Annotated in this window: 26 protein-coding genes and 1 riboswitch; of the genes, 15 read left to right on the top strand and 11 right to left on the bottom strand. The window is 45.7% G+C overall.

The window, feature by feature from the left end; translation table 11 throughout:
* Positions 1-149: 149 nt before the first annotated feature.
* Positions 150-587: a hypothetical protein gene (locus AC2VDX_RS09720; RefSeq protein ID WP_378182838.1), complete on the bottom strand. Its 438-nt coding sequence runs from the start codon at positions 585-587 to the stop codon at positions 150-152.
* Positions 588-679: 92 nt separating this feature from the next.
* Positions 680-831: riboswitch (cobalamin riboswitch) on the top strand.
* Positions 832-852: 21 nt separating this feature from the next.
* Here AC2VDX_RS09720 and AC2VDX_RS09725 point away from each other — a divergent pair.
* Positions 853-1,515, top strand: coding sequence for a HupE/UreJ family protein (locus AC2VDX_RS09725; RefSeq protein WP_378182840.1), 663 nt, complete (start codon positions 853-855; stop codon positions 1,513-1,515).
* 88 nt (positions 1,516-1,603) lie between these two features.
* On the opposite strand, the gene AC2VDX_RS09730 is transcribed toward AC2VDX_RS09725, so the two are convergent.
* The gene (locus AC2VDX_RS09730; protein ID WP_378182842.1) at positions 1,604-2,446 is read right to left on the bottom strand and encodes a M56 family metallopeptidase; all 843 of its coding nucleotides are present in this window, start codon (positions 2,444-2,446) and stop codon (positions 1,604-1,606) included.
* A complete protein-coding gene (locus tag AC2VDX_RS09735) occupies positions 2,446-2,868 on the bottom strand; it encodes a BlaI/MecI/CopY family transcriptional regulator (protein ID WP_378182845.1) in 423 nt (140 codons plus the stop codon). Before AC2VDX_RS09735 ends, AC2VDX_RS09730 begins: the two co-directional genes overlap by 1 nt.
* Positions 2,869-3,016: 148 nt before the next feature.
* Here AC2VDX_RS09735 and AC2VDX_RS09740 point away from each other — a divergent pair, with 148 nt between their 5' ends.
* From AC2VDX_RS09740 to AC2VDX_RS09765, 6 genes are all read left to right on the top strand, one after another.
* On the top strand, positions 3,017-3,334 hold the full coding sequence (locus tag AC2VDX_RS09740; protein ID WP_378182848.1) for a tetratricopeptide repeat protein: 318 nt from the start codon (positions 3,017-3,019) through the stop codon (positions 3,332-3,334).
* Positions 3,335-3,631, top strand: coding sequence for a tetratricopeptide repeat protein (locus AC2VDX_RS09745; protein WP_378183058.1), 297 nt, complete (start codon positions 3,335-3,337; stop codon positions 3,629-3,631).
* 118 nt (positions 3,632-3,749) lie between these two features.
* On the top strand, positions 3,750-6,107 hold the full coding sequence (locus AC2VDX_RS09750) for a TonB-dependent receptor domain-containing protein (RefSeq protein WP_378182851.1): 2,358 nt from the start codon (positions 3,750-3,752) through the stop codon (positions 6,105-6,107).
* A gap of 339 nt (positions 6,108-6,446) precedes the next feature.
* On the top strand, positions 6,447-7,538 hold the full coding sequence (locus AC2VDX_RS09755) for an iron ABC transporter substrate-binding protein (protein ID WP_378182854.1): 1,092 nt from the start codon (positions 6,447-6,449) through the stop codon (positions 7,536-7,538).
* A 245-nt stretch (positions 7,539-7,783) separates the two neighbouring features.
* Positions 7,784-9,379 (top strand): ABC transporter permease, encoded by a 1,596-nt coding sequence (locus AC2VDX_RS09760; RefSeq protein ID WP_378182857.1) that lies wholly within the window; start codon positions 7,784-7,786, stop codon positions 9,377-9,379.
* A 177-nt stretch (positions 9,380-9,556) separates the two neighbouring features.
* Positions 9,557-10,615: an ABC transporter ATP-binding protein gene (locus tag AC2VDX_RS09765; protein ID WP_378182860.1), complete on the top strand. Its 1,059-nt coding sequence runs from the start codon at positions 9,557-9,559 to the stop codon at positions 10,613-10,615.
* 445 nt (positions 10,616-11,060) lie between these two features.
* Here the strand turns inward: AC2VDX_RS09765 and dacB are convergent, their stop codons facing one another.
* The gene (dacB, locus tag AC2VDX_RS09770; RefSeq protein ID WP_378182863.1) at positions 11,061-12,563 is read right to left on the bottom strand and encodes a D-alanyl-D-alanine carboxypeptidase/D-alanyl-D-alanine endopeptidase; all 1,503 of its coding nucleotides are present in this window, start codon (positions 12,561-12,563) and stop codon (positions 11,061-11,063) included.
* Between the two features lie 438 nt (positions 12,564-13,001).
* Between dacB and AC2VDX_RS09775 the strand changes: the two genes are divergently transcribed.
* The 3 genes from AC2VDX_RS09775 to uvsE all read left to right on the top strand — a co-directional run bounded on the left by AC2VDX_RS09775 (position 13,002) and on the right by uvsE (position 15,280).
* A complete protein-coding gene (locus AC2VDX_RS09775) occupies positions 13,002-13,199 on the top strand; it encodes a hypothetical protein (RefSeq protein ID WP_378182866.1) in 198 nt (65 codons plus the stop codon).
* 63 nt (positions 13,200-13,262) lie between these two features.
* A complete protein-coding gene (locus AC2VDX_RS09780; protein WP_378182869.1) occupies positions 13,263-13,904 on the top strand; it encodes a hypothetical protein in 642 nt (213 codons plus the stop codon).
* 293 nt (positions 13,905-14,197) lie between these two features.
* Positions 14,198-15,280 carry a UV DNA damage repair endonuclease UvsE gene (uvsE, locus tag AC2VDX_RS09785; RefSeq protein ID WP_378182872.1) on the top strand — a complete coding sequence of 361 codons (1,083 nt, stop codon included), beginning with the start codon at positions 14,198-14,200 and terminating at the stop codon, positions 15,278-15,280.
* A gap of 143 nt (positions 15,281-15,423) precedes the next feature.
* On the opposite strand, the gene AC2VDX_RS09790 is transcribed toward uvsE, so the two are convergent.
* Both AC2VDX_RS09790 and AC2VDX_RS09795 read right to left on the bottom strand, forming a co-directional pair.
* The gene (locus AC2VDX_RS09790; protein ID WP_378182875.1) at positions 15,424-15,999 is read right to left on the bottom strand and encodes a hypothetical protein; all 576 of its coding nucleotides are present in this window, start codon (positions 15,997-15,999) and stop codon (positions 15,424-15,426) included.
* Between the two features lie 29 nt (positions 16,000-16,028).
* Entirely contained in the window at positions 16,029-16,721 is a 693-nt protein-coding gene (locus AC2VDX_RS09795) for a hypothetical protein (RefSeq protein ID WP_378182878.1), read from the bottom strand.
* A 320-nt stretch (positions 16,722-17,041) separates the two neighbouring features.
* On the opposite strand from AC2VDX_RS09795, the gene AC2VDX_RS09800 reads away from it, so the two are divergent.
* Entirely contained in the window at positions 17,042-17,188 is a 147-nt protein-coding gene (locus tag AC2VDX_RS09800) for a hypothetical protein (RefSeq protein ID WP_378182881.1), read from the top strand.
* 171 nt (positions 17,189-17,359) lie between these two features.
* On the opposite strand, the gene AC2VDX_RS09805 is transcribed toward AC2VDX_RS09800, so the two are convergent.
* From AC2VDX_RS09805 to AC2VDX_RS09820, 4 genes are all read right to left on the bottom strand, one after another.
* Positions 17,360-17,710, bottom strand: coding sequence for a hypothetical protein (locus tag AC2VDX_RS09805; RefSeq protein ID WP_378182884.1), 351 nt, complete (start codon positions 17,708-17,710; stop codon positions 17,360-17,362).
* Between the two features lie 264 nt (positions 17,711-17,974).
* Positions 17,975-18,397 (bottom strand): acyl-CoA thioesterase, encoded by a 423-nt coding sequence (locus AC2VDX_RS09810; RefSeq protein WP_378182886.1) that lies wholly within the window; start codon positions 18,395-18,397, stop codon positions 17,975-17,977.
* A 69-nt stretch (positions 18,398-18,466) separates the two neighbouring features.
* Positions 18,467-19,528, bottom strand: coding sequence for a CHAD domain-containing protein (locus tag AC2VDX_RS09815; protein ID WP_378182888.1), 1,062 nt, complete (start codon positions 19,526-19,528; stop codon positions 18,467-18,469).
* A 94-nt stretch (positions 19,529-19,622) separates the two neighbouring features.
* A complete protein-coding gene (locus tag AC2VDX_RS09820; protein ID WP_378182891.1) occupies positions 19,623-20,339 on the bottom strand; it encodes a hypothetical protein in 717 nt (238 codons plus the stop codon).
* A 459-nt stretch (positions 20,340-20,798) separates the two neighbouring features.
* On the opposite strand from AC2VDX_RS09820, the gene AC2VDX_RS09825 reads away from it, so the two are divergent.
* A complete protein-coding gene (locus AC2VDX_RS09825; RefSeq protein ID WP_378182894.1) occupies positions 20,799-21,101 on the top strand; it encodes a DUF6464 family protein in 303 nt (100 codons plus the stop codon).
* Between the two features lie 76 nt (positions 21,102-21,177).
* Here the strand turns inward: AC2VDX_RS09825 and AC2VDX_RS09830 are convergent, their stop codons facing one another.
* The gene (locus AC2VDX_RS09830) at positions 21,178-21,768 is read right to left on the bottom strand and encodes an NUDIX hydrolase (protein WP_378182897.1); all 591 of its coding nucleotides are present in this window, start codon (positions 21,766-21,768) and stop codon (positions 21,178-21,180) included.
* Between the two features lie 46 nt (positions 21,769-21,814).
* Here AC2VDX_RS09830 and AC2VDX_RS09835 point away from each other — a divergent pair, with 46 nt between their 5' ends.
* The 3 genes from AC2VDX_RS09835 (at position 21,815) to AC2VDX_RS09845 (ending at position 26,033) form a co-directional block, all read left to right on the top strand.
* Entirely contained in the window at positions 21,815-22,888 is a 1,074-nt protein-coding gene (locus AC2VDX_RS09835) for a dipeptide epimerase (protein ID WP_378182900.1), read from the top strand.
* Between the two features lie 35 nt (positions 22,889-22,923).
* Positions 22,924-23,967 (top strand): N-acetyltransferase DgcN family protein, encoded by a 1,044-nt coding sequence (locus AC2VDX_RS09840; protein ID WP_378182903.1) that lies wholly within the window; start codon positions 22,924-22,926, stop codon positions 23,965-23,967.
* A 413-nt stretch (positions 23,968-24,380) separates the two neighbouring features.
* The gene (locus AC2VDX_RS09845; RefSeq protein WP_378182906.1) at positions 24,381-26,033 is read left to right on the top strand and encodes an alpha-amylase family glycosyl hydrolase; all 1,653 of its coding nucleotides are present in this window, start codon (positions 24,381-24,383) and stop codon (positions 26,031-26,033) included.
* The last annotated feature ends 91 nt before the right edge of the window (positions 26,034-26,124 follow it).

The following is a 26,124-nucleotide window of genomic DNA, read 5'->3' on the forward strand; positions in this document are numbered from 1 at the left end:
TCCGCGCTAGGCGGACTTAGTGTATAAATGCGAAGCAACTTCTGCCCCCCTTCTTCTTGAAGGGGGGTAAGGGGGGTTGGCGTAGCCGCGACTTCCAGTCGCCAGGGCTTAAGTTGAGTGCCATGTCCCTACTCAAAGGTGAGAAGAGCTTAGTGCAACCAGCCCCAATTCAAGCTTTGGACTTTCGAGGTAGCAGCTTTTTGACTTTTATTTGGACTTGTTTTTACCTTTAAACCCTTAATTAGCTGTTCGTTGTCATCAACGATCAGAATGTCTTCCAGCGCCTCATTGATTTCACCCGCGTTTGGAGCGGCAGCGATGCGCTGAGATAAACTGGCTAATTCAGTATCGAGAATGTCTTGTGCTTCCGCGTCATTTTTTGCCTTGGCGAGTTTAACTTGCAAATTTCCTAGTCCATCTCGCAGGACGAGAGTTTCTGAGGAATTTGGCAGATTTTTAACTAACTGAGCGATCGCTACTTGGGTTTCTTGAGCCAATGCAACTTGATTCGCCGAGTTGGATGGCACTTCGGAAACGCTGGGTGTAAAAAACATTAAAGCCGAAACTAGCAGACAATTAACGCACATTTTCCGATTCCTCCTCAAATAAAGCGGCTCTTAGAGTTAGCTATTTGAGGTTCATTTTACCCATACTTTTTAAAATGCCAGCACTGAAGTGATATGATTGCCCTACTCAATCGGTTCTGGTGGGGAGCAGCCACCAGAGGCAACGGGGAAAGTTCGGTGTAGAGCCGTCGCTGTCCCGCAGCTGTAATGAGATCGGTCGTTATGGTCTCAGAGCCAGAATACCCGCCGCGAGAAATTAATTTGCGAAATCTGCGAGGTACAGAATATGTCTAAAGATAGACGCTATGCTTTCTTGAATCTACTACTAAGCCGAGCGGTCATTGCATTTTTTGTTTTAATTAGCACTTTGCTATGTGCCCAACGTGCGATCGCTCACCATGCGACGGGTGGCAAGACGCCGTCTAATTTCTTTGAAGGATTCCTTTCAGGGCTAGCCCACCCCTTGCTTGGACTGGATCATTTTGCGTTTGTGGTGGCGATTGGATTACTGGCGGTTGGGCAAGTACGAGGCGCATTTATCCCCGCAGGGTTTGTGTCGGCAGCACTGGCGGGAACTGGGATTCATTTACTCAAGCTAGATTTACCGGCATCTGAGATAGCGATCGCCGGTTCCGTCATTGTCTTTGGCGCGCTGCTGGTGACGCCAAATAAACCAAACTGGCTGATTCTGACAGCGCTGGGAGCGATCGCTGGTTTATTTCACGGCTACGCTTATGGCGAGGCAATCGTCGGTGCTGGCATGACGCCGCTAGTTGCTTACCTTCTGGGTTTTACTTTAATTCAGTATGGCGTTGCCTTAGTTGCCTTGCTGATTGGCAGTGCAGTGAGCCGGAAATCTGCCACCCAACCTTTATCCTGGCAGCGATTTGCCGGTTTGGTTATCTGCTCGATTGGAGTGGTTTTCTTGGGTAATTCTATCCTCAGTTAATTTTATTTCGGGCAAAGACGCAAAGTTTTTCTTAGCGTCTTTGCCCGAAATTTAACCGAAAATCATCCTGATTGGGCAACACCAAAGTTTAACTGTGAAACGGTATAGTTACCAGAGGCAGAAACCCCAATATTATCCAATGCCAAGACCATAAACTTGATGAAGCTGACTCTTCTGGCACAGCCAGAAGTGCATCTATACGCTCCTGCAAACGGTTTCGAGGGGCAACCGAGCTGAACGCCGCACAGAAACTTTCAGACTGTACTGGCGGGGCACTCACCACCAACAGCAGTGATTCCGCCAACAACAAAGGGTCTACTTGTTGCGCCGCCCAACGATCCGCACGTAGTTCGCGCAATAATAAAAGTTCTTGCCATAAAGCTTCTGTATTTGGCAACCAAGCTGTTATCCGGCGCACCCAACCGAGCCAGAAAAACCAAAACGTATCCCGATAATAGTAATGCGCTTGCTCGTGGGCGAGAACTGCCTCCAGATGATCTCGATCGAGGGTTTGTAACAAACCCTGGCTGACGACTAATTCAGGCTGCCAGAAACCAATCTGGGCACTAAATAGAACGCTGGCATTGAGAAGGCGGCTTTGTCTACCTTCAAGCTCGATTTGGGGATAAGTGCGTGTCTGTTGCACGGCAAGCCATCCCTCACTTGCCAGCTTCAGACATAAAATTCCGGCAACGCCTAAAAATACCCAGGCAAGAGAGTAACTGAACCATCCGGCTTGCAGTCCTCCCATTTTTCCGTTGGCACCCATACAAATGAGAGCGATCGCTGTCACGATCAATAGCAGCGGTGGAAACAAAAATAATCCAAAGGCTCGTTGCCAGCGTTGCGTCCAATTTCCAGATGGATCTGATCTTGTGCATCTCAGACACCACGCCAATCCTAACGCCGTCATAATCATCGCTAGATGCATTATTTTCCCTCCTCTCTCGCTTTGCGTGCGGATTGAAGACGAAGCGCGATCGCTTCTATTTGCTCTACGCTAGCGCTGTCCAGGCTATCTGCAAAGGCGGCGACGACATCCGGGTTCCCCACTGCCAGAAACTGGTGTAACTGTTCGTGAGCTTTAATGACTTGCGCTTCTTCCCGCGAAACTAAGGGTTGCCAGCAGAAGCTACGTTCTTGTTTATCGCAAGCCAGCCAACCTTTCTGGGTCAGGCGACGCAGCACCGTTGTTACTGAAGTATAAGCTAACTCCCGATCTGGGTCAGCCAGAATGCGATCGTGTACATCCTTAACCGTGGCAGAACCGAGTTCCCAGACGATATTTAAAATCTCCGCTTCCAAAGGGCCAAGGGAAAGTTGTTTGGGACGGTAGTTAGGTAGAGGAACCATACATCTAAACTTTATGCCTTGTGCAATCTTTGAATAGCTTACACTCCAAACTTGAACAAGAGTGCAAGTTTGACAGCTTGTCTTTTGACGCCGACTGCGACTCAACTCAAAATGATTGGCGTATCCGTGCTTTCTAAACGTCTATGTTATGAGTCGCCTTTCCCGCATTATTATCATCTTCAGCATTGTAGTGGCACTGCTGAATTCGCCACCGATGGCTCAAGCTCAGGCATTACAAATCATGCCAACGGCGAGTACCTATACAGCTCAAATGAGTGCTGAGGACTTCTTCAAGCGCGGAGTTTACAAGGTATTGAGCGGAGATTACAGTGAAGCGATCGCGGATTTAACCCAAGCAATTCGTCTCAATCCCGATAATGCTCAAGCTTACACGAATCAAGGTCTTGCCCGCGCTGCCGCTGGAGATACGCAAGGAGCGATCGCTGACTTTAGCCAAGCAATTTAGATCGATCCCAGCCTTGCTTTAGCTTACTATAACCGGGGTTTTGTCCGCTCCCAACTACAAGATTATCAGGGAGCAGTAGAAGACTTTAACCAAGCGATTCAACTCAATCCTCAGGATGGCGACGCCTATCACTGTCGATGTCTCGTCCACTACACGCTGGGAGACAAGCAGGGAGTAAGGGAGGATTTTGAGAAAGCCGCCGATCTCTACTTACAACAAGGTAAGCGAGAGCAATATCAAAGTTTACTCCAAGTGCTTAAAGAGCTTCATTCGTCAACCCATTTTCCGGTTTCTTAATCATTTGTTGCATTGAATCATCAATGCGATCGCTAAACCTCGAATCAATTTAACAGAGATCAAATAAAAAAGTTAGAGGAACCCCTTTTTAACTTAACTTTTGTCAGGAGAAAATATCGTGAGTAAACAAGTATTATTCAATAGCTTTTTGATAGCGAATACTGTAGCATTATTCGTTGCACATCCAGTTCTAGCTGAAGTTACGCAAGTCACTAACATTCGGTTAAATCCAACACCCAGCGGCATTCAGGTAATTTTAGAAACTACGGGTGGCACGCCTTCTCAAATTTTGACATCCAGCGATAACGATATCTTTGTCGCTAACATCATAAATGCTCAGTTGCGTTTACCTTCTGGTAATCGTTTCTATCAGAATAACCCTACTGATGCAATTACTGCTGTATCTGTTACTCCTTTGGATTCTAATAGTATTCAGGTAGTCATAATTGGAAAAGCCGGGATTCCGGCAGGAGAGTTTACTCAAAGTAATTCCGCGCTTATTTTCAACTTAAATGCTACTACTAATGCTATAGCGTCTGAGCCTGACAACGAGGCGGATGAAACGCCTGAAGCAGTTGAATCGAGTGAAGTGACAAATGAGCCAGAAGTTCAAGTAGGAACAAATGAGGAAATTAAATTATTCGTGACAGGAAAGAGAGAAATTTTCCCGGAAACGTCTACTCCCGTATATACAATTAATCAAGAACAAATTCAAAAGCAAGGCGCTAATAGTGCAGCAGAAGTATTGAGAGGACTCCCTGGATTTGCCATTAACGATGCTGGTTTTGGCGCAGATATTCATACGGGTACTTACTACAGAGGACATTCAATTAATCAGTCTGTTTTTCTCCTCAATGGCAGACCTATCAACACGAATATTAATACTTATCATGGTGCTACCGACCTCAATAGCATTCCAGTAGAAGCAATTGAACAAGTGGAATTATCCAGCGGCACCAGTTCTACTTTATATGGTTCGGAAGCCTTTGGAGGAGTTGTTAATATCATCACCAAACAGGGGCAAGAAGTTCCTATACTCAATGGTTTAGTGGAATATGGCTCTTTCAATCAATCTAACTATCGGATTAGTTACGGGGGTTCTGCGGACAATCTAAGATTTAATCTTGGCTATGAAGAGTACAAGGCAGATAACCGTTATGCTGTCCCGAAAGGTGCAGCAAATCGGGATTCTGAAGGTCTTTTATTTAATGGAGATACCGCAACTAGCAACTACTTCGGCGGGATTGCACTAGATTTAGGTTCTAGAAATACCCTTAGTTTAGATGCTTCCAAAATTAGCAGCCGTCGGGGGTTACTTTATTTTGGTTTTCCTCTGCAAACAGACAGATTAGACCACGATGCTTTTAATATTGGTTTATCTTGGAAGACCTTGCTAGGAGAAGGTGAAGATTCTGTTCTAAGAACTACACTTTCGTACAATCAAGATTACTTTAACACGTATGGCCCGACTCAAAATATCTTCTACCGGACTGGTAACCTGAATTCCCAAGCTCTCAATGCTAGGGTAGAGCATCAGTGGCAAACATCTCCTCGCAATACTCTAACCTGGGGGTTAGATGTGCAAAATAGCTACTTAAATGGGGATATTTTAAGTACAGCACCTAATCAGCTTGCCCTTAACGAAACTGAAAATAGAGATAGGTTTCATACAGCAATATTCGCCTTAAATACTTGGAAGATAAGTGACTCATTACAGGCAGATTTTGGTCTGAGACAAAACTTTAATAGTGACTTTGGGAGTTATTTGAATCCCAGTGTCGGGGCACGGTGGGCTATTACTCCAGCGGTGGCTGTGCGGGGCAGTTGGGCTTCAGTGCAGCGCAATCCTGGATTAGATCAATTGTATGTTTTTGATACGGTTCATAATTGGTTGCCAAACCCGGATCTAAATCCAGAAACCGGATCTTCTTGGACGGCTGGAGTCGATATCCAATTTTTAGAAAATTTGACAGGACAGTTTACCTATTTCGGCAGTCGTTTAAACGATCGCCTCGGAGTTCTATCAGGACGCTGGGCGAATATTGGTTTGGTTAATACAAATGGTTTAGAGGCGGCACTGCGGTGGCAAATGACTCCGCAATGGTCAACTTTCCTCAACTATACTTATACAGATGCGCGAATTGAGACAGGCTTGGAGAAGGGATTTCAATTAGGTTTAATTCCTTATTCAGTAGGACAATTCGGTATCGGTTATGCTAGTGGAGGATGGCAGTTGAATCTATTTGCAAGTTACCACGGTGGGGCACGAAGAGCTTTCTTTAATAATCCTGGTGAGAGTAACCAAGATTTTTCACCGTCTTTCTTAAATTTGGATTTGAGCGGTCGGATTCCGATTACTAAAAATTTTGGTATTACAGTGAATTTAGAAAATTTGGCTGATGTAAGGTACGAGAAAGCCAATCGAATTTATCACCCCGGTTTAACTTTACGAGTTGGTTTACAGTCCAATTTCTGAAAATTTTGGATGGAGTAAGAGTAAAATTTTACTGCTTGTTGTCAGAGCGATCGCTCTGACAAGGGACTTTTAACGCAGCTGCATAGCTGTCACCTTCAAGATTTTCGCAGCTTAATGACAATTATTGACAATAATTCCTTTTGCAGCTATATTCAAAGATTATCAATACGTTACTAAAAATAGTGTTGATAACACAGGCTGTAGAAGATGGCTTCAAAGGAGAGCAAACCTATGTGCAGGTAGTGGTTTGAGAAGTTGTTTGTGGTAAGTTGAGAAACTGTTCTTAGTTACCTAGTTAAAAAATATTGTCAATATAAGATTTTATTGAGGAGTAATCTGGTGAAGCGTCGAAAGTTTGTGTTTTTAATGGGACTAGCAACTGCGAGTGGTGGGTTAGCGATCGCCTGTTCTGACAACCAGAGTGCCACTACTCCCAATGCAACCTCCCCAACCAGCAGCCCTGCCAGTACAACTGCCAGTCCAACTGCCGCCAGCGGCCCATTGGAAAAAGAACTGGTGGTCTACTCAGGTCGCGAAGAGAAACTGGTTAGCGACCTGATTAAACAGTTTGAACAGGAAACTGGGACGAAAGTACAAGTCCGCTATGGCGACACCGCTGAGTTAGCAGCAGCCATTCTGGAAGAAGGCAAAAATAGTCCGGCTGACGTTTTCTTTGCCCAAGATGCCGGGGCACTCGGAGCAATGCAAAAGGCAGGTAGGGCATCTCAGTTGCCAGCGTCACTGCTCAATCGGGTAGAAAGCCGCTACCGCTCACCCGATGGGAAGTGGGTAGGAATCACGGGTCGAGTGCGGACAGTAGACTACAACACCCAATTAGTCAAGGCAGCAGATTTACCCGAATCAATCTCTGGCTTTACCGATCCAAAGTGGAAAGGAAAAATTGGTTGGGCACCCACGAATGGCTCTTTCCAGTCCTTTGTCACCGCTCTGCGCGTCTCACAAGGGGATGAGAAAGCCAAACAATGGCTAGAAGGCATTAAAGCCAACAACCCCAAAACTTATCCCAAAAATGCGGCAATTGTGGAAGCCCTATCCCGTGGAGAAATTGAGGTTGGATTTGTCAATCACTATTACCTGGAAAAGTTCAAGCAAGAAAATCCCCAAGCTCCCGTGGATCATCACTTCACCAATGATGTTGGTTCCCTGGTTAACGTGGCGGGCGTGGCAATTTTAGATGGTGCAAAACATCCCAATATTGCCCAGAAGTTTGTGGAATTCATGTTGGCTCAGGATGCTCAGAAATACTTTGCAACCAAGACTTATGAGTATCCACTGGCTTCGGGAATTGCTCCGGCGGGGAACTTAAAAGCACTCAATGGGATTCCCAGCCAAGCGACTGCCATTGACTTGAGCAATCTGAACGACTTGGATGCAACGTTGAAGCTTTTGCAGGAAACACAGGTAATCTAAGCCGTTTTTAAGCAGGTATGGGGAATTTGAAATTAAAAAGAAGTTTTGCTAACTCAAAACTCATAACTCTCATGAACCATGACTATAGCAATCACAAATAAGTTGTAAAATTCTCTTTCCTCAGTTTCCTCTGTGGTTGGTTGATTTTCACAAATTAAATAAGACTGCTATAACATTCAAAAGTGATGTTTATCTCCACCGTTTTGCTGAGCGATTGATGGTTAATTAAAACGTCGATGAATTGATTGGAGAAAGCAGCTCGACCCCCTTTATTTCTGACTTTAACCGCAGCGGCAGTAGCGATCGCGATCGCTCTGCCTCTGACTTATTTGGTCATCCGCACGGCTGGTGTAGGCGGGGAAGCGTTCTGGGAATTAATTTTCCGTGCGCGAACTCTCACCATTTTGCTCAACAGTGCAGCGATGGCGGCAATTGTGACCCTGTGTTCGGCATTGATTGCCGTGCCACTGGCGTTTTTAACCGTGCGAACCGATTTACCCGGACGCCGATTTTGGCTGATAGCCACTACCTTACCCTTGGCAGTTCCCAGCTATGTAGGGAGTTTTACGCTGATTGCCACCTTTGGGCCACGAGGTAGTTTGTTGCAGTTGTTGTTGGAACCTTTGGGGGTGCAGGAATTACCTTCCATTTACGGTTGGCCTGGGGTGATTTTAGCACTTACCTTATTTACCTATCCTTATTTGCTGTTGAGCGTGCGTTCTGGATTGCAAGGGATTGACCCAACCTTGGAGGAAGCCGCCCGGAGTTTAGGTCAAAGCGGTCAATCTACTTTCTTTCGCGTCATCTTGCCGCAGTTACGCCCGTCATTGGTTGCTGGGGGTTTATTGGTGGCTTTGTACTCGCTGCGGGACTTTGGAACGCCGTCGCTGATGCGGTTTGATGCGTTTACGCGAGCGATTTTTTTGCAGTATAAGGCAAGTTTTAACCGCAATTCGGCAGCGGCTTTGGCGTTGGTATTGGTGGGACTGGTGCTGTTGATTTTGTGGTTAGAGTATCGGGCGCGATCGCGTGCGGCATACTACAGTCGCGGCTCCACCTCCCAGCGACCCCCTAAAGTCGTGCCACTGGGTCGTTGGAAGTGGCCTGCGGTGGCTTTTTGCGCGGTCGTGACGGCGATCGCTTTAGTGCTTCCTGTTGGCATCACCGTGTTCTGGCTGATTCGCGGACTCCATAACGGCTACAGCCTTCCGAATCTGGTACCGGCTGCACTCAATTCCATCTTGGCGTCAGGAATTACAGCAGGTGTCGCCACTTTTTTTGCCTTACCTGTCGCAATTTTATCGGTGCGGTTTCCTGGGCGAATCACCTCCATGATTGAACGCTGTTCTTACATTGGCTTTGGTTTGCCTGGAATTGTGGTGGCGCTGTCACTGGTATTTTTTGGGGCGAACTACTTGCCACAGTTGTATCAAACTTTGCCTATGTTGGTGTTTGCCTATCTTGTTTTGTTTCTGCCCCAGTCGGTGGGAACTGTGCGGAGTTCGCTTTTACAGGTGAATCCGCAGCTGGAAGAATCGGCGCGGAGTTTGGGCAGAACTTCCTGGCAAACCCTCAGAGAAGTTACGCTTCCTCTGGTGCGTCCCGGCGTCATTGCTGGCGCAATGTTGGTGTTTCTCACAGCAATTAAAGAATTACCCGCTACCCTGCTGCTAGCACCGATTGGGTTTGAAACCCTGGCTGTAAAGATTTGGAAAGCCACGGAAAATGTTGAGTTTGCTGAGGCAGCAACTGGCTCCCTATTCATGCTGTTAGTTTCGATTGGCTCGACTTTATTACTGTTATCTCAAGAGCGTGTAAGGAGCTATAGCAATCGGAAATGATTTGTAAGAGGTTTTTTTAACGAACCGCCAAGGACGCTAAGGACGCCAAGAGAGAGAAGGCAGAGAATTTTATGAATTGCTTAAGATTGCCATAGAGTTTTATAAAATTATTTGTCATCCCAAAAAGATATTTGATCAAACTGCCCCTTTTAAGTTTTAAATTTTGAATTTTGAGTTATGCAACCACAGGCAATTTTACGCTTACAGAATGTAACAAAGCAGTTTATTCAAAATACAATTCCTGCTGTTGAAGATGTAACATTGACTTTGCATCCAGGGGATTTGTTGGGATTGCTGGGGCCATCTGGCTGCGGTAAAACTACCTTGTTGCGGCTGATTGCCGGTTTTGAACGACCTTACAGAGGAAGTGTGGAGATTGCGGGACGAATGGTTGCAGATTCTCGTTGTTGGGTGCCGCCAGAGCATCGGGACGTGGGAATTGTCTTTCAAGATTATGCCCTGTTTCCTCACCTGAGTGTGGCGGAGAATGTGGCTTTTGGGTTGCAACAGTTGAGTAAACAGCAGGTAAAGGAACGCACGGCAGATGCGATCGCCCTCGTCAGTCTGCAAGGATTAGAAAAGCGTTACCCTCACGAACTCTCTGGCGGTCAGCAGCAACGGGTTGCCCTCGCCCGTGCCTTAGCGCCGCGACCAAAGCTGGTTCTCTTAGATGAACCTCTGAGCAATCTTGATATCCAAGTGCGTTTGAGGTTGCGCGAAGAAGTGCGAGACATTCTTAAGGCAATCGGCACTTCGGCAATTTTTGTCACCCACGACCAGGAAGAAGCACTTGCCATTTCTGACTGGGTCGGTGTTATGCGTCAAGGACATTTAGAGCAATTGGGCACGCCGGAAGAAATCTACACCCACCCCACCTCGCGGTTTGTTGCCGAATTTGTCACCCAAGCGAACTTCCTTCCCGCCCAACGCCAAGGCGATATGTGGGAAACAGAAGTCGGTTGTTTTGATGTCGCAATTAACCGACGGCAAGACCCCATTTCTAGCCTTACCGGCGAACTAATGATTCGCCAGGAAGACTTGATCCTACAGCCATCTCCTGATGCACCCGTTATCATCCGAACCCGACGCTTTTTAGGGCGCGAGTACCGATATTGTCTCCAAACTCCCTCTGGCAAGGAACTGCACGCTCGCACGATGACTGACACTGCCTTGCCGGTGGGAATGCGAGTGCAGCTATCGATTGCCGGTGATACTGTTCGAGTTTTCCCCAGTTAAAAGTGGGCATTGCCCTAATCCGGTTCTCTTAACACATTGCATCCAACACACATCTTCAGGACTTACGCAACATCACCACATCTGGGGGGCAACCACAGAGGGATTGCCCCTACAAAACGCTATATATATAAGCTTTGCGTAAGTCCTGATCTTACACCAGTTGCAATAACCCGCCAGAGATTTTTTTAATCTCTAGCTAATAGCCAAAGTCCTCTTGCATAGGACTTGTATGCTGACTAGATGAAAATTTCAGTCTATTTTAATAGACTTTTGCTATTAGCCAAGAAATTTATTTCTTGGCGGGTTTCGAGGCTGACCCTTGAATGGTGCAAGATGTCAGATTCAACACATTTGATCCCCTTTAAAAAGGGGGGGAATTGCTCATAGCCCCCTTTTTAAGGGGGTTGGGGGATCTCCAAATAAAACGTCTGAAAGCAACTTAGTCTCAACAGCGACGCAAGCGAGTGAGTAGCAGCACAATTTCGTCCGTCGCCTGCCGTATTATCGGGGCAGATTGGTCGGATTGATTGACGAGAATGCTAAAAACAATCGTTTGATACTCTGGGTGACTCATATACCCAGATAGAGAAACGACTCCACTCATGGTTCCTGTCTTCGCTTGCACAATGCCTTGGGCTGGGGTATTTTGAAAGCGACTTTTCAAAGTGCCGCTGACACCCGCAACAGGTAGAGAGGCGCGATAAATTGCTGCTTCTTTAGTTTGCGCGATCGCTTCGAGAGTTTGCACCAGTGCTTTTGGACTCACTAAGTTGTGACGAGACAACCCCGAACCATCAGCCATCACGTAACTATTGGGATCGATTCCTAATTCAGTTAAAGCCTGTTTAACAGCAGCCAACCCCATTGCAGCAGAATTCTGTGAAGACGGGGTTTCCTCGCCCTTACTGGTGGCACCCAGGGTTCGCAATAAAGCTTCTGCATAGAGATTATTACTGTTCTGATTCGTCTCCACCAACAGAGTCTCCAACGGTGGCGACTCCACAGCAGCTAATTCCCGTTCGTCCCCGCTTTCTTTGCCAGATCCCACCTGTGACTGTGCTACAGGAATCCCCGCAATTACTAAAGCACGTCGGAAGTGCTGCAAAAAATACTTGGCGGGATCGAGAACTGCCACACCCAAGGATGCAGGTTCGGCATCCGCAGGCAGCTGACCTTTAATTTGCAAGACTGGTTTCCCCAGTACAGCGCTAACTTCAATCGATGCTGGTGATTTCGCTTCAGATGTCACCGCATTATTTTCAATTCGCCATTGCGCGATCGCTATAGGATCGATCCAAGCGGTTTGTAGAGGTTGCCCAGGCGATCGCGGTGATAGGGTCAGCACGGTGGCATTTTGATTCAAAATTAAACTATTAACGGGTGCCCCATAAGGTGCTTGAAGGTCTCCCCATTCCCAACTGGGATTTATTGCCTGTCCTTGAAAGTAATCATCCTCGACAATTAGCTGCTGCACCTGACTAATTCCCTGGCGCTTTAGCTGTTGTGCCAAACTTCTGATCTGGGTATCGCTGAAACTGGGATCGCCTCGTCCCACAACGCGCAATTCCCCACCATTTGTGCCATAAACAGAAGTGCGAATCCGAAATTGAGAACCTAATTTGTTTAAAGCAGCTGCTGTTGTCAGCAGCTTCGTATTCGATGCGGGGATAAAGTAACGCTCTGGTTCGCGGCTGTAGAGGTTGCGTTCTGGCAGTTTTGAATTTGTAGATAATGGTTCTATTAAAATTCCCCAACGAGTGCGGGAAAATTCCGGACGGTTGGTAACAGCATCAATCGCGTTTCCTAGTTGGGCGGGACAAATCAACGCAGAAGATTGAGGCTTTTGGGCTTGAGAAACCTGCGTTGAATTAATCGAACTCTTCGGAGAAACAGCGGGATTATTTGCCTTCGCCTCTTCCTGCCAGAATAGCAATTGTGTTAGGAGCAACAGGAAGCTAAGGCATTTACTGATTTTAGTAATTTTTAAGAATAAGTAGGGGCGCGGGGAAAATCTAAAACTAGCAGGACTTACGCAAAGCTTATACCTATAGCATTTTGTAGGCGCAATCCCCCTGTGGTTGCCCCCAGATGCGGTGATGTTGCCTAAGTCCTGAATAGATAAACTTGTTTTTTTAAAACTACAGGTTTTTTTATACTGGGATGAACTGATACTTTCTTTGAACAACCTACTTACCATTCAGATTTTTCCAAATGAAACTGCTTCAGCAATAAAAATATTACCTTAGATAGGTGCAAAAGCACAAATTGGTTTAGCAATAAAAATATTTCTAATGGTAGAGCTGATTCACTCGGAACAAGTGAATAAAATACAGAATAATCATAGCTTTTTTGTATTTACAACCGTAAAAAATAGGTAATTATAATCATGGCACTTCAAGAGCGCGATTTTGATAAAAGCAATCGCCGTACAGAGGCACCCCGTCGGAACAATGGTAGTAAATATTTTTTGATGGCTCTAGTGAGCGTACTTTCGACGTTGGGTTTAGTGGCTGCTGGCTGGTGGCGGTATCAGCGAATGCAAGTAGAAGATGCGATGCGATCGCTCCCGCAGAAATTCCAGTGACGACCGCTAGCCCAACTGTCAGTTGCTACTGACTCACGATCCATTACCCCTTACCAAAACGGTATGAGCAATTTTTTATCTGGCATCGCAGTTGTACTTTCGATTTTGGCTATTATTGGCAGTGGCTTCAGTGCCTATCAAGTTTTTGAACTGCGGGAGGAACTCAACGCTAGAGCTAATTCAAAAAGCGGTTCGACGCCTATCGGAGAGCCAACATCTAGCCCAACACCAGATGCAGACAGCACTCCCGCAGTCAGCCCCACCAGCGCCGCCTCTCCAGTGCCTACTACTACTGCTGAGGCGACCAGCACCAACCCCAAAATTCAACCAGGACAGTTTGTGCAACCGGCTTTCAACACCAAGGCGCAAGTAGAGTTACTCTCGGTAAGGCGAGTTGCAGATCCAGAAACTGGTTCGCGGAATGTCGTGAATGTGCAATTTCGGATGCGACGGGTTGCAAGTCCGACAGATCCAGATAGAGACGTTTTAGTGCCATCTGCGATCGCTGCCCGCAATCCGAATACGAACGAGACTTACAAAGCGGTTTCTCCTAAACGTGCGACCCCTGCGGTGGATTTTGGCAGTATTGGACAAGGTGCCTCAGCCGATGCCTATGTTTGGCTACAAGTTCCGCAGGGAATCAATACGTTAGACATTTATATTCCCAATACACAGCCATTTAAAGGCGTGCCGGTTTCTAATTAATTTGGCGAGCGTAAATGCAAGGTTCGGATAAGATGGTTCGTTAAACAGCATTGAATTGTAGAGACGCGATGCATCGCGTCTCTAAGCAGCGAAAATTATTGCGTCTTTTTACTAAAAAAACTGTATTGAGTCCTATTGGGTTTATCAGAGATTTTTTTGAACAAATCGCCTTGGCAAAGCCATGCACGTCAACGCTATACAACGCAGCAGACAAGGGAGAAAGGGAAAGAAGAGGATTTTATAAATTACCGATATAAATTTTTAAAGTCAAGACAAAAACTTAGGATAAAACAATGATAATAAGCAATACGCCTAAAAATACAAACTTGCATCTCACTTCCACAAAATCACCACCCGAATTAGGGTTGGTATGCATTACGGTGTCTGACAAAGTGCGTTACCGCGCCTTGACGCGCAAACGACTATTGCAGCTAGCAACAGCGGAACAGCAGCAAGTTTTGCGAGAATTATATATTGACAACTTGCAACGCCTGAATAATGCGCTAGATTTCTGCGTAGAAAATAATCTCAGGCTTTACCGAGTGACTTCTGCGTTGTTTCCCTTTGCGGATACCGATTTGGGTGAGGCGGTGCTGGAGGAGTTTAGGGAACAGGTGAAAGCAACAGGCGATCGCGCAACGGTTCTTGGCATCCGATTAGTGGTACACCCAGATCAGTTCGTTGTCCTCAGTTCCGATACACCCTCTGTCATTGAGAACAGTATCAAGATTCTCCAGATGCACGCCCAGAATATGGATTTATTGGGGCAACCGCGATCGCCTTGGGCGATGATAGAGATACATGGTGGTAAGGGCGATCGCGCTGAGCGACTGATCCAAGTCATCCGCGATTTACCCGATGAAATTCGCTTAAGATTAGCGCTAGAAAACGACGAATACGCCTATAGTGCAGCAGAAATTCTCGCTGTTTGCCGCGAAACTAGCGTGCCAATGGTCTTTGACGCCCACCACCATGTCATTCACGAAAAGCTGGACAGCTACGAACACCCCAGCGTCGCCCAGATGAAGGCAGCGGCGCGGACTACTTGGCCCGTGCCAGAATGGCAGCTAGTCCATATCTCCAACGGGCGGGAATCGTTTGGCGATCCGCATCATAGCGATTTTATCACCGTGATGCCCAGTGCCTACTGCAACGTTCCCTGGATTGAGGTAGAAGCGAAACTGAAGGAAGAAGCGATCGCTAAATTGCGAGAAGAATGGTCGCCTGTCTTCGGTACCGCACCCCTGCCCAAACCACTAGAAGAAAAGCCACTGGACAAGGTTACTCAACCGAAAACTCAGCAAAAAAAACGCACTTCTAAGAAAGTTGAACAACCCAAGGACAAAGTTTTGAGTTCAAACTTGGACGATGAGTAATATTCCTTGGCGTACCTTTGCGTTGAATATTACAACTTATTTTTTAACGCAAAAGTTCGCAATGGTAATCGCCAAGGTTCGCAAAGGGATGTTGGGTGTGTTTCCAGTTGCCACGATCTAGAAGGCAATTTAGTCTTTTGTTTTTAAAATTTTTCTTTTTCTGCTGGATCGGATGGTTGTAAGGAAGGTCGCTCTATAGGGCTAGAATCACCTGTTGTTGTTGAACTTATAAAACGACCTGTTTGTGCATCATAAGTTACTGTCTGTGTAGCATTTTTAAAGAAACCTCCCCTAGTTTCTATTCCATCTGGAAAAGCTGCTTTCACTACCCATACCATCCGCTCGGTTGAGACATCATGCAAACGAGCATTCCGAAAAGTTTCTTTTTCATGCTCTCCCCAAGGCTTCAAATCTGCGGAAATTAACCGAGCATTTTTTTGCAGTGTTCCAATTGCCTGTTCTCTAGTAATAAAACGGTCTATTGGCAAATTATTATTTCCAGGAAGGGTAGGAATTGGATTGTCATTGTAAGGTTGTGGTTTATTAAGGTCTACAGGTGCAGGAACAGGATGTGGTAGTGCAGGTAAGTTTTGATTACTTGGCACTTGTCCCACAGCTTGTTGCATAGACCAGTTAAGTTTTATCGTGATTGAACTAATAACACCTGCAACTAAGACAAAAAAGCTGAGTCTAATCCCTAATTGTTTTGTTAACTTCATACAACAATCCTCTTATATTTTTTCTGTAACTAAGGATGACTATAACGAATTAGATTAGTGCTGTTAGAACTATTATATGAAAAACTTGATGACCAGTTTAGATTGTTGGAATCTCCATTTACAGCCATAGTAGACAAGTGCCAAATATCATTAGTATCTTTGAGCTGCCAATTTGAAGCAAAAGTGCCACTTAAAAAAGATGAAGTAGTTTCATTCGTTTCAATTCCCACTTGTACATATTTAGACGATGAATAAGGCACAGGACTGATAGTCAATACTCTCGCATAATCAGAATAAACAACCCATGTATTAGAACCAATATATGTAATTGAAAAGTTGTGTGTACCAGTAGGGTTTTGAGACCCATACGCTACTTCATGATACTCATATTGATTAGCTGAGCTATTATATAGTTTGTAAGCTACAAAATGTCCTTGCCAATATGATTTGTTTGAAGAACCAGGATTAGGTGTTTGAAGACTGTTGGATACGGGACCTTTTGTAGCTCCAGTTTCAATCCACTCGTTGTCATTCAAGAAAACCCACATTTCTTTGTTAATAAAACCAATACTTTTGTTAGTAGATGGAGCAATCAAATCTTCTTGACCGTATGTAGAAGAGAAAAATGCTCCACGAGTAGTTATAGTTCTATATTGATATGTGTAAGCACGAGGATTGAGTAAAGTTGCTGATACAGTTGGGCTATTTGTAAAACATATCAAGCTAGAAATAATGGCTAGCGATATTCTTTTACAAATTTTTTTATGAATTTTTGTGCCTGTTAACCAATTTTTTATCTAACTTGACTGGCATTAATTTAGCCTAATTACTTAGAACGGATATACTACTTTTAAGATTTTAGCACCCCCTTCAGATAATAAGTGCCGCAAAAAGTGTACCTTGGCAGAATATATTAGAAATATGGGTGCAATCATCTGGTCTATAGTTCGCACCGTTCCTGTCGCACCGTTCCTGCCATGAGTAGTCCCATCGCACCAAATAGGATACTGCCTAAGAAAATAAGCGGCAAAAATAGCAGCAGATGCCAGCCGGAGTACAATCCCTACAAGACCGATACAATGCCAGTAAGAGTGCCTACGATCGCGCTTTCTCCCCTGTTGAGGGTGAAATTTACGCCTTGGGCAACCGAGCGCTCACCATAGAATTTCCACAACTCGTACGCGACTAGCGCCATCGGTTCGGTATTGAATCTAGATGCTTCAAATAGCTGCCCTTGCATTTAATTTGCCTGATGCGACTATGAGTGGGTAATCGGTAATGTTAGTTGTTATGAGTCATTATTCATTAGTTTCTTGCAACTGACTAATGACTCATGACTCATAACCAATTACCCAAATAGCTATTTGCTATCGCCTTGACCTGTTACTTTCTCAACCAGTTCTTTGGCTCCTTCAACTAAGCCATTCTCTGCCTGTGGCCCTTTGTTTGCTTTTACACTTTCGTTGTAAATCTCATCCTGCTTATCTGGATTCCGAGCCTGTTCTGCGGCTTCTTCGTAAGCTTCTTCTCGCATACTAGCGTCTTCAGTAGGGTCTGAAGTACGGTTAATATTTGCACTTGAGCTTGTCGCTGCATAAGCAGGCTGATTTGCAAAAATGAATAAATTGGAGAGGCTAAGCAAACTCACCGTAACCAGAATCAAAATGCTGTTGCGAAATGCTTGCCCTAATGCTGAAAAAATGCGCTGCATTATTTAATTCTCCTTGTTGTTGTATTTTGTAGAATCTGGCGATATGCGAGAATCGCTGACCATCAAGGTCATTTATAAAAACCAGGGGTCAATTGATTAGACCAGAAAGATTTTACGGGTATGGCGATCGCACACCCTTCTGCCGCAAGATATATTCAAGGAGTCAAAATAATTAAAGATTGTTACAAGTCATCGGTCATGGGTCAGTAACAAAGAACGAATGACCCATGACTAATGACTTACTAGCCTCAAACAAAGTATTTTTTACTCTGGTACCGCAGAGAACAATTGCCCAAAGGCATCCAGGAGCTGCTTAGGGATCGCTCGTGGACGCATTGCGGCAAGATCCACCCACACCCACAACGCCTCCGCTGTCACTAATAGCGGAGCTTCTCCTTGTTTGCGGATTTCATAGCGGCGGATGGCACGGGTTCCTTGAATTTGGTGTAGCCAGGTGGTAATTTCTAAGCGATCGCCTGCAACAGCAGAACGCAAATAGTCTATCTCGATCCGCCGCATCACGAAGCCGCCACCGAGTTCTTCGTAGAGCTTGTGGTTAAATCCCAGATGTTCTGAGTGTTCGACTGCTGCCTGTTCCAGGTAATGCTGGTAAACTGCGTTGTTAACGTGCCCCAAGGAGTCCATCTCGTGGTATCGCACGCGCAGCCGGGTTATGAACTTTTGCATCCGTTAATCAGAATGTTTTTTCCAACTTTCAGGCTAGCCGATGGAAAAGCCACTTTTGCATCCCTAAAGCTATGTGCCAAAACCGATACCGCTAGTCCCATCTTTTATGCCACTTTGTTCATTCTTGTGTTCATTCTTCGGTTTATTGTTGATATCACTTTCATCGCGCGGCTGCAACAACGCTAGGTGAAAGGCTTGCCGTGTTTGGGAATTTAAGTAACGCTCTTGTAGGGGTTGCCACTCTTGCCAAGCTTCGTAAACGGTTTGATCCAGCTGTTCGGTCAGCGTCGGTAGTTGATGTTTGAGCTTGGAGTGCAAGACATCACTCAGCACTTCCCCTAAAACAACGCAGTCTTGAATTTTTCCTAAAGTTTCCTGAACTAACTTTACATCTTGCAGATAACCTGCATAAGTGGGGCCATAGAAGTCAGAAAATAGTTCCATTTGGTAGCGCACCCGCTTGGCTTCTTTCCGCAAGCTGTGCAGAACTTCCCCATCATCTGCTAAGAGTTTCGCTACGGCTGATGGTTCCAGATCCTTCCCAGTTTCCATCTGTCCCGCTTTAAATTCAACCCCTAGCAACCAACCTGGATGCAGCAACAACTGACTAATTTCTGGCAACAGTAAATCTGGCAGAACCGGGTCTACTGGCATCCGCGCAATTTCTTGATAAGTCGGATGCTTCAACCACCCTTGCAACGATTGCTTGAGTTTGTGGTATTGCTGATCATCCAGGGTTTTCCGGACTTGTTCTAGCGCATGTTGGCGCTGCTTATCCAGAGCATCCATCGCTTCTTTTAAGGATTTCTGTTCTTTGGAAGGTAAATTCGGATGGTAACGGTTTTTTAGGGCATCCTGAAGCACGTCTAAATCCCGCAAACCCCCAAGACTATGACCAATTTTACCAATCTTGTTTTCTTGGGTTGACTTGGGAAGATCCAGCGCCGGTGCAAAACCCTTTACCGCCGAACGTAGGCGACGAATTCCAACGCGCATCTGGTGTAACGCTTCTGGATCTTTGTCTTTGATAACATCAGATTCGTGCTTAATCGTTTTCTGAAAGTGTTTTTCAATCGCTAGGTATGCCCAGTCACCTAAAGTCTTGGCTTTTTCTTCGGTACGCTTTTTCATGGCAATATTGGCTCTAAACGCGATGGGTTAATTAATGGCATTGAGTTGAACGGTTAAAATATCACATTTTTACCCATATTTTGGTATTGGCATCTTATTGCATCCAGGGAGTATTTGTGATATATCCTGGATAGGAAACCCACAAGTCATATCGGGTGACAGCTTCGCCGGTTTGTAGGTTTTTGAGGAATGGCTTGCCAGTCCAGATTTGGCAGCTACAGAGGTTTTTCACTTCCTGAATCTCAAAAAATTCAGCTTCAGCGGGTTGTAGCCGAAAAAACTCAATATGCCAATGAGCGGGTTCAACGGCAACATGAGTGATAGAGAGAGTATTTTCAGTTAGCTGGGAATTTCGGTTATCCAGCTTAATGGCGCTGGGTAGAAAATCGATATCCAGCACATAAGATTCAAACCCGTGCTGTCGGGCAAATTCTATTACTTGCTGCCAATCATAGACGGGTTCTTGCTCTCCCTGCTGGGGAGTATTGTCTCCAAAGCAGTAACCGCCAAACAGCCAAACCAGTTTTGAGAGGATCGATTCTAGGCGGAGGCGATCGCTTTCTAAAAGTTCCATATCTTCCGCTAGCAAGATGCGCCCTGGAACACACCACCAGTATTCCCAGAAAGTATTCGCATCTAAGGAAACTATCCGCTTGACGACTCCCGGAATGCGATCGCGTTGTTGGATCTGACGAATTTTTTCCTTAGATGCGCTTTGTGCAACCGGAATCGGCAAATCGAAATTTGCTGCTAGGGGATGTTCGGGCGCAAGCGTCATTTCCTGAGGGAAGAAGGAGTCAAAGTTCAGCACAGATATTCTCTCACTACACCTAATGCAGTGTTCCATTCTAGATCCTAGAATAGACTCTCTGATCTAGAGATTTGTATACCTTTGGTTTAAGCTTCCTTGGCTGTCCTTGGAGACAAAGGGAAATCACGCTAACTTAGAAAATAGGACTGTTAGCGTAGCAGCGCTCTACTCGCAGACTAAAGACTAAAGAATGGACATTAATAACTTTCGTAAATTAGGGACATGGCGTTGGGAGCATCCCGATGGCAGCCAATATCCAACCACAGGCTAGAAGCCTAGGGCTAGAAGAACCAAGCCTGACGAGAGCAGACTTTATATTAGCCTGACGAGAGCAGGCTTTGTTTGTTTAGCCGCGAATGCGAGTCGTCGGACATTTTTACTCACTCTACAAATAATTACGGCTGCCTACTTATATGAATCGGGTAGAATTGTATGAGAATAAGATGAGGTAATAGGCGGGTGTTAGAAATCTTCCTAATTTTTGCTATTAGTCTAATACCAGGGCTACTTTCAGTGTGGCACGTCCGCAGGTTAGAAGCACGAAGCAGAGCGGGTTTGCAAGCAGCAATGCGAATGTTAGAAGCTAGGCAACTGCAAAGAATGCAAATGCCTTTAGATCAACATTACATTGAAGGCGTGGGTTATTTAATTGGAGATATTACTTGTCAGTTTAATGCTCGTTCTCCTTACATCCGTTGTGCGGTAAACCCCTTTAGTTCTTGCCAAGAATGTTTCCATTATCAATCCAGAGAATACAATTAAGTTGACTCTATAAAAACATGAATGCGTCAGATATGGGAATCAGGAAAAAATCTAACTAATTTACCATTATCAGCTTCTAGAAATTTAATTTATTTTCATCGACTTGCTTAGCAGCGCGACGAGATAAAAAATCCAATCCCAAGAAAATAGCAGCAATCGTTCCGGAAACGCAAATTTTCCTGTGGGCGATTGTTTCCATAACTTCGGAAATAGGAATTAATACAACTTCAATATCTTCAGTGATATCTAGCATTTGTTGGCTGCTTTTATGAACATTTCCAGCTAAAAACAAATGGATATCATTTGTATCTTTCGGTGGGTTATCATATAAAGTTGCCAGTTTAATGAGTTGCTCGGCAACATATCCCGTTTCTTCTTCTAATTCTCTAGCGGCTGCTACAACACTATCCTCTTCCTCTGGATTAAAAGCACCCGCAGGAAGTTCTAATAAAATTTCTCCTACGGCATGACGGTATTGACGCACAAAAACAATTTCTTTTTGCTGAGTGATTGGTAAAATAACAGCAATATCAGGTCGAATATTCACAAAAAAATCATCGATGATTTGTCCGCTGGGTAATTCGACTTCATCTTGCCTGACTTTACACCATTGATTGTTAATCACCATTTTAGAATTTAAAATTTTCCACTTGTTAAGATTTTTCATAAACTAAGTCTTGAAAGTAGATTCAAAAATCATCAAGCATACAACAATGCAGATTAGCGTAGAAACCTTCACGGTAAACAAGCGATTTCCTTTAACCATCAGTCGCGGCACGACAGCGCAAACCATGAATGTGTGGGTACGCGCGATCGCAGATGGGATTGAAGGTTGGGGAGAAGCAACGCCTTTTTCCATTGGAGTGGGAGAACAGCGGCAAACCACGGAGATTCTCTTGGAGGCATTGCAAGGCATTGCGCCGCTGTTGGAGGCATTTAGCCCTTGGGAAAGGCAGAAAATTGAGGAGGTGTTGGCGGCACAGCAAACACCTTCTGCGGCGTGGGCGGCAATTGATATGGCGTTGCACGATTGGCAGGGAAAGCGGCTAGGCTTACCGTTGTGGCGTCTGTGGGGATTGGATCGAGATCGGATTGTTCCCACCTCTGTGACGATTGGGATTAATTCTCCATCTGGTGCTTTACAGCGATGGCGCGACTGGCGGCAGGTGACAGGGGCAAATGTTTTGAAGGTGAAGTTGGGTAGTTCCGAGGGAATTGAAGCGGATCAAGCGATGCTGATGGCAATTCGGGAGGCAGCACCCGATGCTCAGCTAAGCGTCGATGCCAATGGAGGTTGGAGTCTGGAAGACGCCGCGATTATGTGCAGTTGGCTGGCAAAGATGGGCGTTAAGTATGTGGAACAGCCGCTAGGACGAGAAGCAGAAGTCGGAGTAATGGGAGAATCGCCGTTTAAGGAATTGTACAAGCGATCGCCTCTACCCATTTTTGTGGATGAAAGTTGCTTTACAAGCAAGGATATCCCGCAACTGGCAGACCGGGTTCATGGCGTTAATATCAAACTAATGAAATGTGGCGGTTTAACGGAAGCGATTCGCATGGTACATACAGCGAAAGCTTGTGGATTGCAGGTGATGTTCGGTTGCTATTCTGACAGCGCGATCTCTAATACGGCGGCGGCACAACTCTCACCCTTAGCGGATTATCTAGATTTAGATAGTCACCTAAATATTATCGACGATCCTTTCAGCGGCGCATCAATACAAGATGGACGGTTGCTACCCAATGATTTACCCGGATTGGGAGTTATCTACAAGGACGAAGGATGAACCATGAATTTCTGTTCCCTATTTTCTAAAAAGCTGTGCATTTGACATCTAAACATCGAGTGGCAATTCTGCTACATGAAGGGATTCGCGGCATCAACGGCAAAACCGGACTGGCGCTATTACGCTACACTGAAGCGCTAGTGGTGGCAGTCATCGATCGCCAGTGTGCGGGAGAGTCATTGCGAGAATTGACGGGTATCCCGCGTGCGGTGCCGATTGTAGCTTCCGTGGAAGAGGCGCTAGCTTACACACCCGATATCCTGGCGATTGGGATTGCGCCACCTGGGGGTGCCCTCCCAGAGGAATGGTGGCAGGAAGTGAAACAAGGGGTAGCAGCGGGGTTGTCAGTCGTGAATGGACTGCATACCCCAATGGCGTCCCATCCAGAAATGCGGGCATTATTGAAAGATGGGCAATGGATTTGGGATGTGCGTCAGGAACCCGCAGGATTAAAGATAGGAAGTGGACAGGCGCGATCGCTCTCTTGCAAACGGGTTCTCGCCGTCGGTACGGATATGGCAATTGGCAAAATGTCAACCAGTTTGGAACTAAATAAAGCCGCGTTACAGCGCGGTTTGCGTTCCAAGTTCCTAGCTACAGGTCAAGCGGGCTTAATGATAGCGGGGGATGGCATACCGCTGGATGCCGTGCGGGTTGACTTTGCTGCGGGTGCTATCGAGCAAATGGTGATGCTTTTTGGCGAGGAGCATGAGATTCTGTTTGTTGAGGGACAAGGTTCCCTGTTGCATCCCGGTTCAACGGCAACGCTGCCACTGATTCGCGGGACTCAGCCGACGCATCTAGTGCTGGTACATCGAGCGCAACAAGCAACCCTTCGCCATCATCCCCACGTTCCCATTCCGCCGCTGCCAGAGGTCATTCAGCTTTACGAGACAGTAGCATCGGCGGCGGGTGCATTTGCGCCGGTGCGAGTGGTAGCGATCGCTCTCAACACCGCCCATCTCGACAGCGACACTGCACAACGAGCAATCGAGCAGACACAAGCAGAAACAAAGCGTCCCTGCACCGATCCGGTCCGCTTTGGTGCTGACACACTATTAGATGCCGTAATGGCTTAATACTGTTAGCCATTTAAAAACCTAACCGCTAGTCCCCTTTCATCGAGGAAACTAGCGGTTAGGTTCTTCTGTCGTATTGCAGTCAACCGAGAACAGCTAGATTTTTTCGGGACTTACGCAAAGCTTATACATATAGCGTTTTTTCGGGTTCAATCCCCCAGGGGGATTGCGGTGGCAGATGTAGTGATATTTGCGTAAGTCCTGTTTTTGTCAGAGCGATCGCGCAGGATAACGCCAAATTCGGCATTAATCGCTTAAATTTAGCCTAAATTGCCTTTAGCTTTGATTACCGCTTATCTCCTGGGAATTAGGGCATCAGAAGCAACTTTATTTCTCAAGAACGATACCCCAGTTGGATGAAAAGGAGAAAATACTGCTCGAAGCCTTTTCTCATCAAAATTCCAAACACTTCTATGGCAACTCCGATTGAATTTAATTTATTTGCTCCCTATAACAAAGGAGCTGCTTTAATTGGGGATTTTTCTAACTGGGAAGACATCCCAATGGAAAAAGGTAAGGATGGTTATTTCCGTACCAAAGTTGAACTGGAAGATGGAGTTTATCAATATAAATTCCGCATCCAATCCAAATCTTGGTTCTTTGAACCGGATCAATGGGTAGAAGTAGTTGACCCCTACGCCACCGATATTGATAACCCCACCCAAAACGGTGTTGTGCGGATTAAAGATGGCGAACGGATTGTGGATACATACGTTTGGCAACATGACGATAAGCCACTGCCGAGCGATCGTGAATTAGTCATTTACGAATTGCACGTTGGCGACTTCTCCGGCGGTGAGGATGACCCCTACGCACGCGGCAAATACGAACACGTTGTGGAAAAATTAGATTACCTCTGCGACCTGGGAGTTAATGCCATTGAGTTGATGCCAGTTAAGGAGTATCCAGGCGACCATAGCTGGGGTTATAACCCGCGCTACTTCTTTGCCACAGAATCTAGCTATGGCACAACTGAAGGGTTGAAGCATCTGATTGATGAATGTCATGGTCATGGAATTCGCGTCATCATGGACGGGATTTTTAACCACTCAGAAGCAGAAAGTCCACTGACGCAAATAGACCACGATTATTGGTATCATCATGCTCCCCGCGACCCAGATAATAACTGGGGACCAGAATTTAACTACGAACACTATGACGAAAATCTAGATTTTAAGCCTGCATGGAAGTTTGTCGGCGATACCGTGCAATTCTGGATTCAGGAATATCACATTGATGGCATTCGCTACGATGCAGCGCGGCAAATGGCCAACTACGATTTCATGCACTGGATTGTTCAGGAAGCCAAAAATGCAGCTGGACCAAAACCCTTTTATAACATCGCCGAACATATTCCTGAAACCACCAGCATTACGAATGTAGAGGGTCCGATGGATGGCTGCTGGCACGATAGTTTCTATCACTGCATTCTGGAACATATCTGCGGCGATACCTTTGATTTAGAGCGCCTCAAGGATGCGATTGACTGCAAGCGGCAAGGCTTCATGGGTGCCACGAATGTTGTGAATTACCTAACGAATCACGACCATAATCATGTTTTAGCAGAGTTAGGCGATCGCGGCATTTTGGATGAGGAAGCGTTTAAGCGGAGAAAGTTAGGTTCTGTCATCAATATGACAGCAGTCGGCGTACCTCTGCTGTGGATGGGCGAAGAGTTCGGAGAATATAAATACAAAACAAGCGAACAAGCAAAAATCGATTGGACGCTACTCAGCCATGACCTCAATCGCGGTATGTTTGAGTTTATCAAAGGCTTGATTCATCTTCGTAAAAATAATCATGCCCTCTACACCGAAAATATCGACTTTATCCATGAAGATCCAGAAGCGAAGGTATTAGCCTACAGCCGCTGGAATGGTGAGGGTTCTCGTGTCGTCGTTGTAGCGAACTTCTCCGACAACTTCCTAGGCGGCTATCACGTTCCTAACTTCCCCGAAGCGGGAACCTGGCACGAATGGACTGGCAATTATGATGTCGAAGCTGGAGAGGATGGTATCCATCTCGACTTAGGAGGTTACGAAGCCAAAGTATTAGTTTGGCAGTAATCGAAACTCACTACAGTCCTTAACATTAGATTGTCTTTACTCCTTTGTAAAAGGAGTAAAAACAATCTAATTGGGTACCTCACAAAAGTTG

The sequence above is a fragment of the Coleofasciculus sp. H7-1 genome (assembly GCF_057473865.1).

Bases quoted from the DNA above. Each gene is read 5' to 3' on its own strand.
- AC2VDX_RS09815 (WP_378182888.1), bottom strand. From the start codon at position 19,528: ATGAAAAAGCGTACCGAAGAAAAAGCCAAGACTTTAGGTGACTGGGCA.
- AC2VDX_RS09720 (WP_378182838.1), bottom strand. From the start codon at position 587: ATGTGCGTTAATTGTCTGCTAGTTTCGGCTTTAATGTTTTTTACACCC.
- AC2VDX_RS09765 (WP_378182860.1), top strand. From the start codon at position 9,557: ATGCAACCACAGGCAATTTTACGCTTACAGAATGTAACAAAGCAGTTT.
- uvsE (WP_378182872.1), top strand. From the start codon at position 14,198: ATGATAATAAGCAATACGCCTAAAAATACAAACTTGCATCTCACTTCC.
- AC2VDX_RS09740 (WP_378182848.1), top strand. From the start codon at position 3,017: ATGAGTCGCCTTTCCCGCATTATTATCATCTTCAGCATTGTAGTGGCA.
- AC2VDX_RS09725 (WP_378182840.1), top strand. From the start codon at position 853: ATGTCTAAAGATAGACGCTATGCTTTCTTGAATCTACTACTAAGCCGA.
- AC2VDX_RS09800 (WP_378182881.1), top strand. From the start codon at position 17,042: ATGCCAGCCGGAGTACAATCCCTACAAGACCGATACAATGCCAGTAAG.
- AC2VDX_RS09735 (WP_378182845.1), bottom strand. From the start codon at position 2,868: ATGGTTCCTCTACCTAACTACCGTCCCAAACAACTTTCCCTTGGCCCT.
- AC2VDX_RS09810 (WP_378182886.1), bottom strand. From the start codon at position 18,397: ATGCAAAAGTTCATAACCCGGCTGCGCGTGCGATACCACGAGATGGAC.
- AC2VDX_RS09790 (WP_378182875.1), bottom strand. From the start codon at position 15,999: ATGAAGTTAACAAAACAATTAGGGATTAGACTCAGCTTTTTTGTCTTA.
- AC2VDX_RS09830 (WP_378182897.1), bottom strand. From the start codon at position 21,768: ATGAAAAATCTTAACAAGTGGAAAATTTTAAATTCTAAAATGGTGATT.
- AC2VDX_RS09805 (WP_378182884.1), bottom strand. From the start codon at position 17,710: ATGCAGCGCATTTTTTCAGCATTAGGGCAAGCATTTCGCAACAGCATT.
- AC2VDX_RS09780 (WP_378182869.1), top strand. From the start codon at position 13,263: ATGAGCAATTTTTTATCTGGCATCGCAGTTGTACTTTCGATTTTGGCT.
- AC2VDX_RS09835 (WP_378182900.1), top strand. From the start codon at position 21,815: ATGCAGATTAGCGTAGAAACCTTCACGGTAAACAAGCGATTTCCTTTA.
- AC2VDX_RS09845 (WP_378182906.1), top strand. From the start codon at position 24,381: ATGGCAACTCCGATTGAATTTAATTTATTTGCTCCCTATAACAAAGGA.
- AC2VDX_RS09775 (WP_378182866.1), top strand. From the start codon at position 13,002: ATGGCACTTCAAGAGCGCGATTTTGATAAAAGCAATCGCCGTACAGAG.
- AC2VDX_RS09730 (WP_378182842.1), bottom strand. From the start codon at position 2,446: ATGCATCTAGCGATGATTATGACGGCGTTAGGATTGGCGTGGTGTCTG.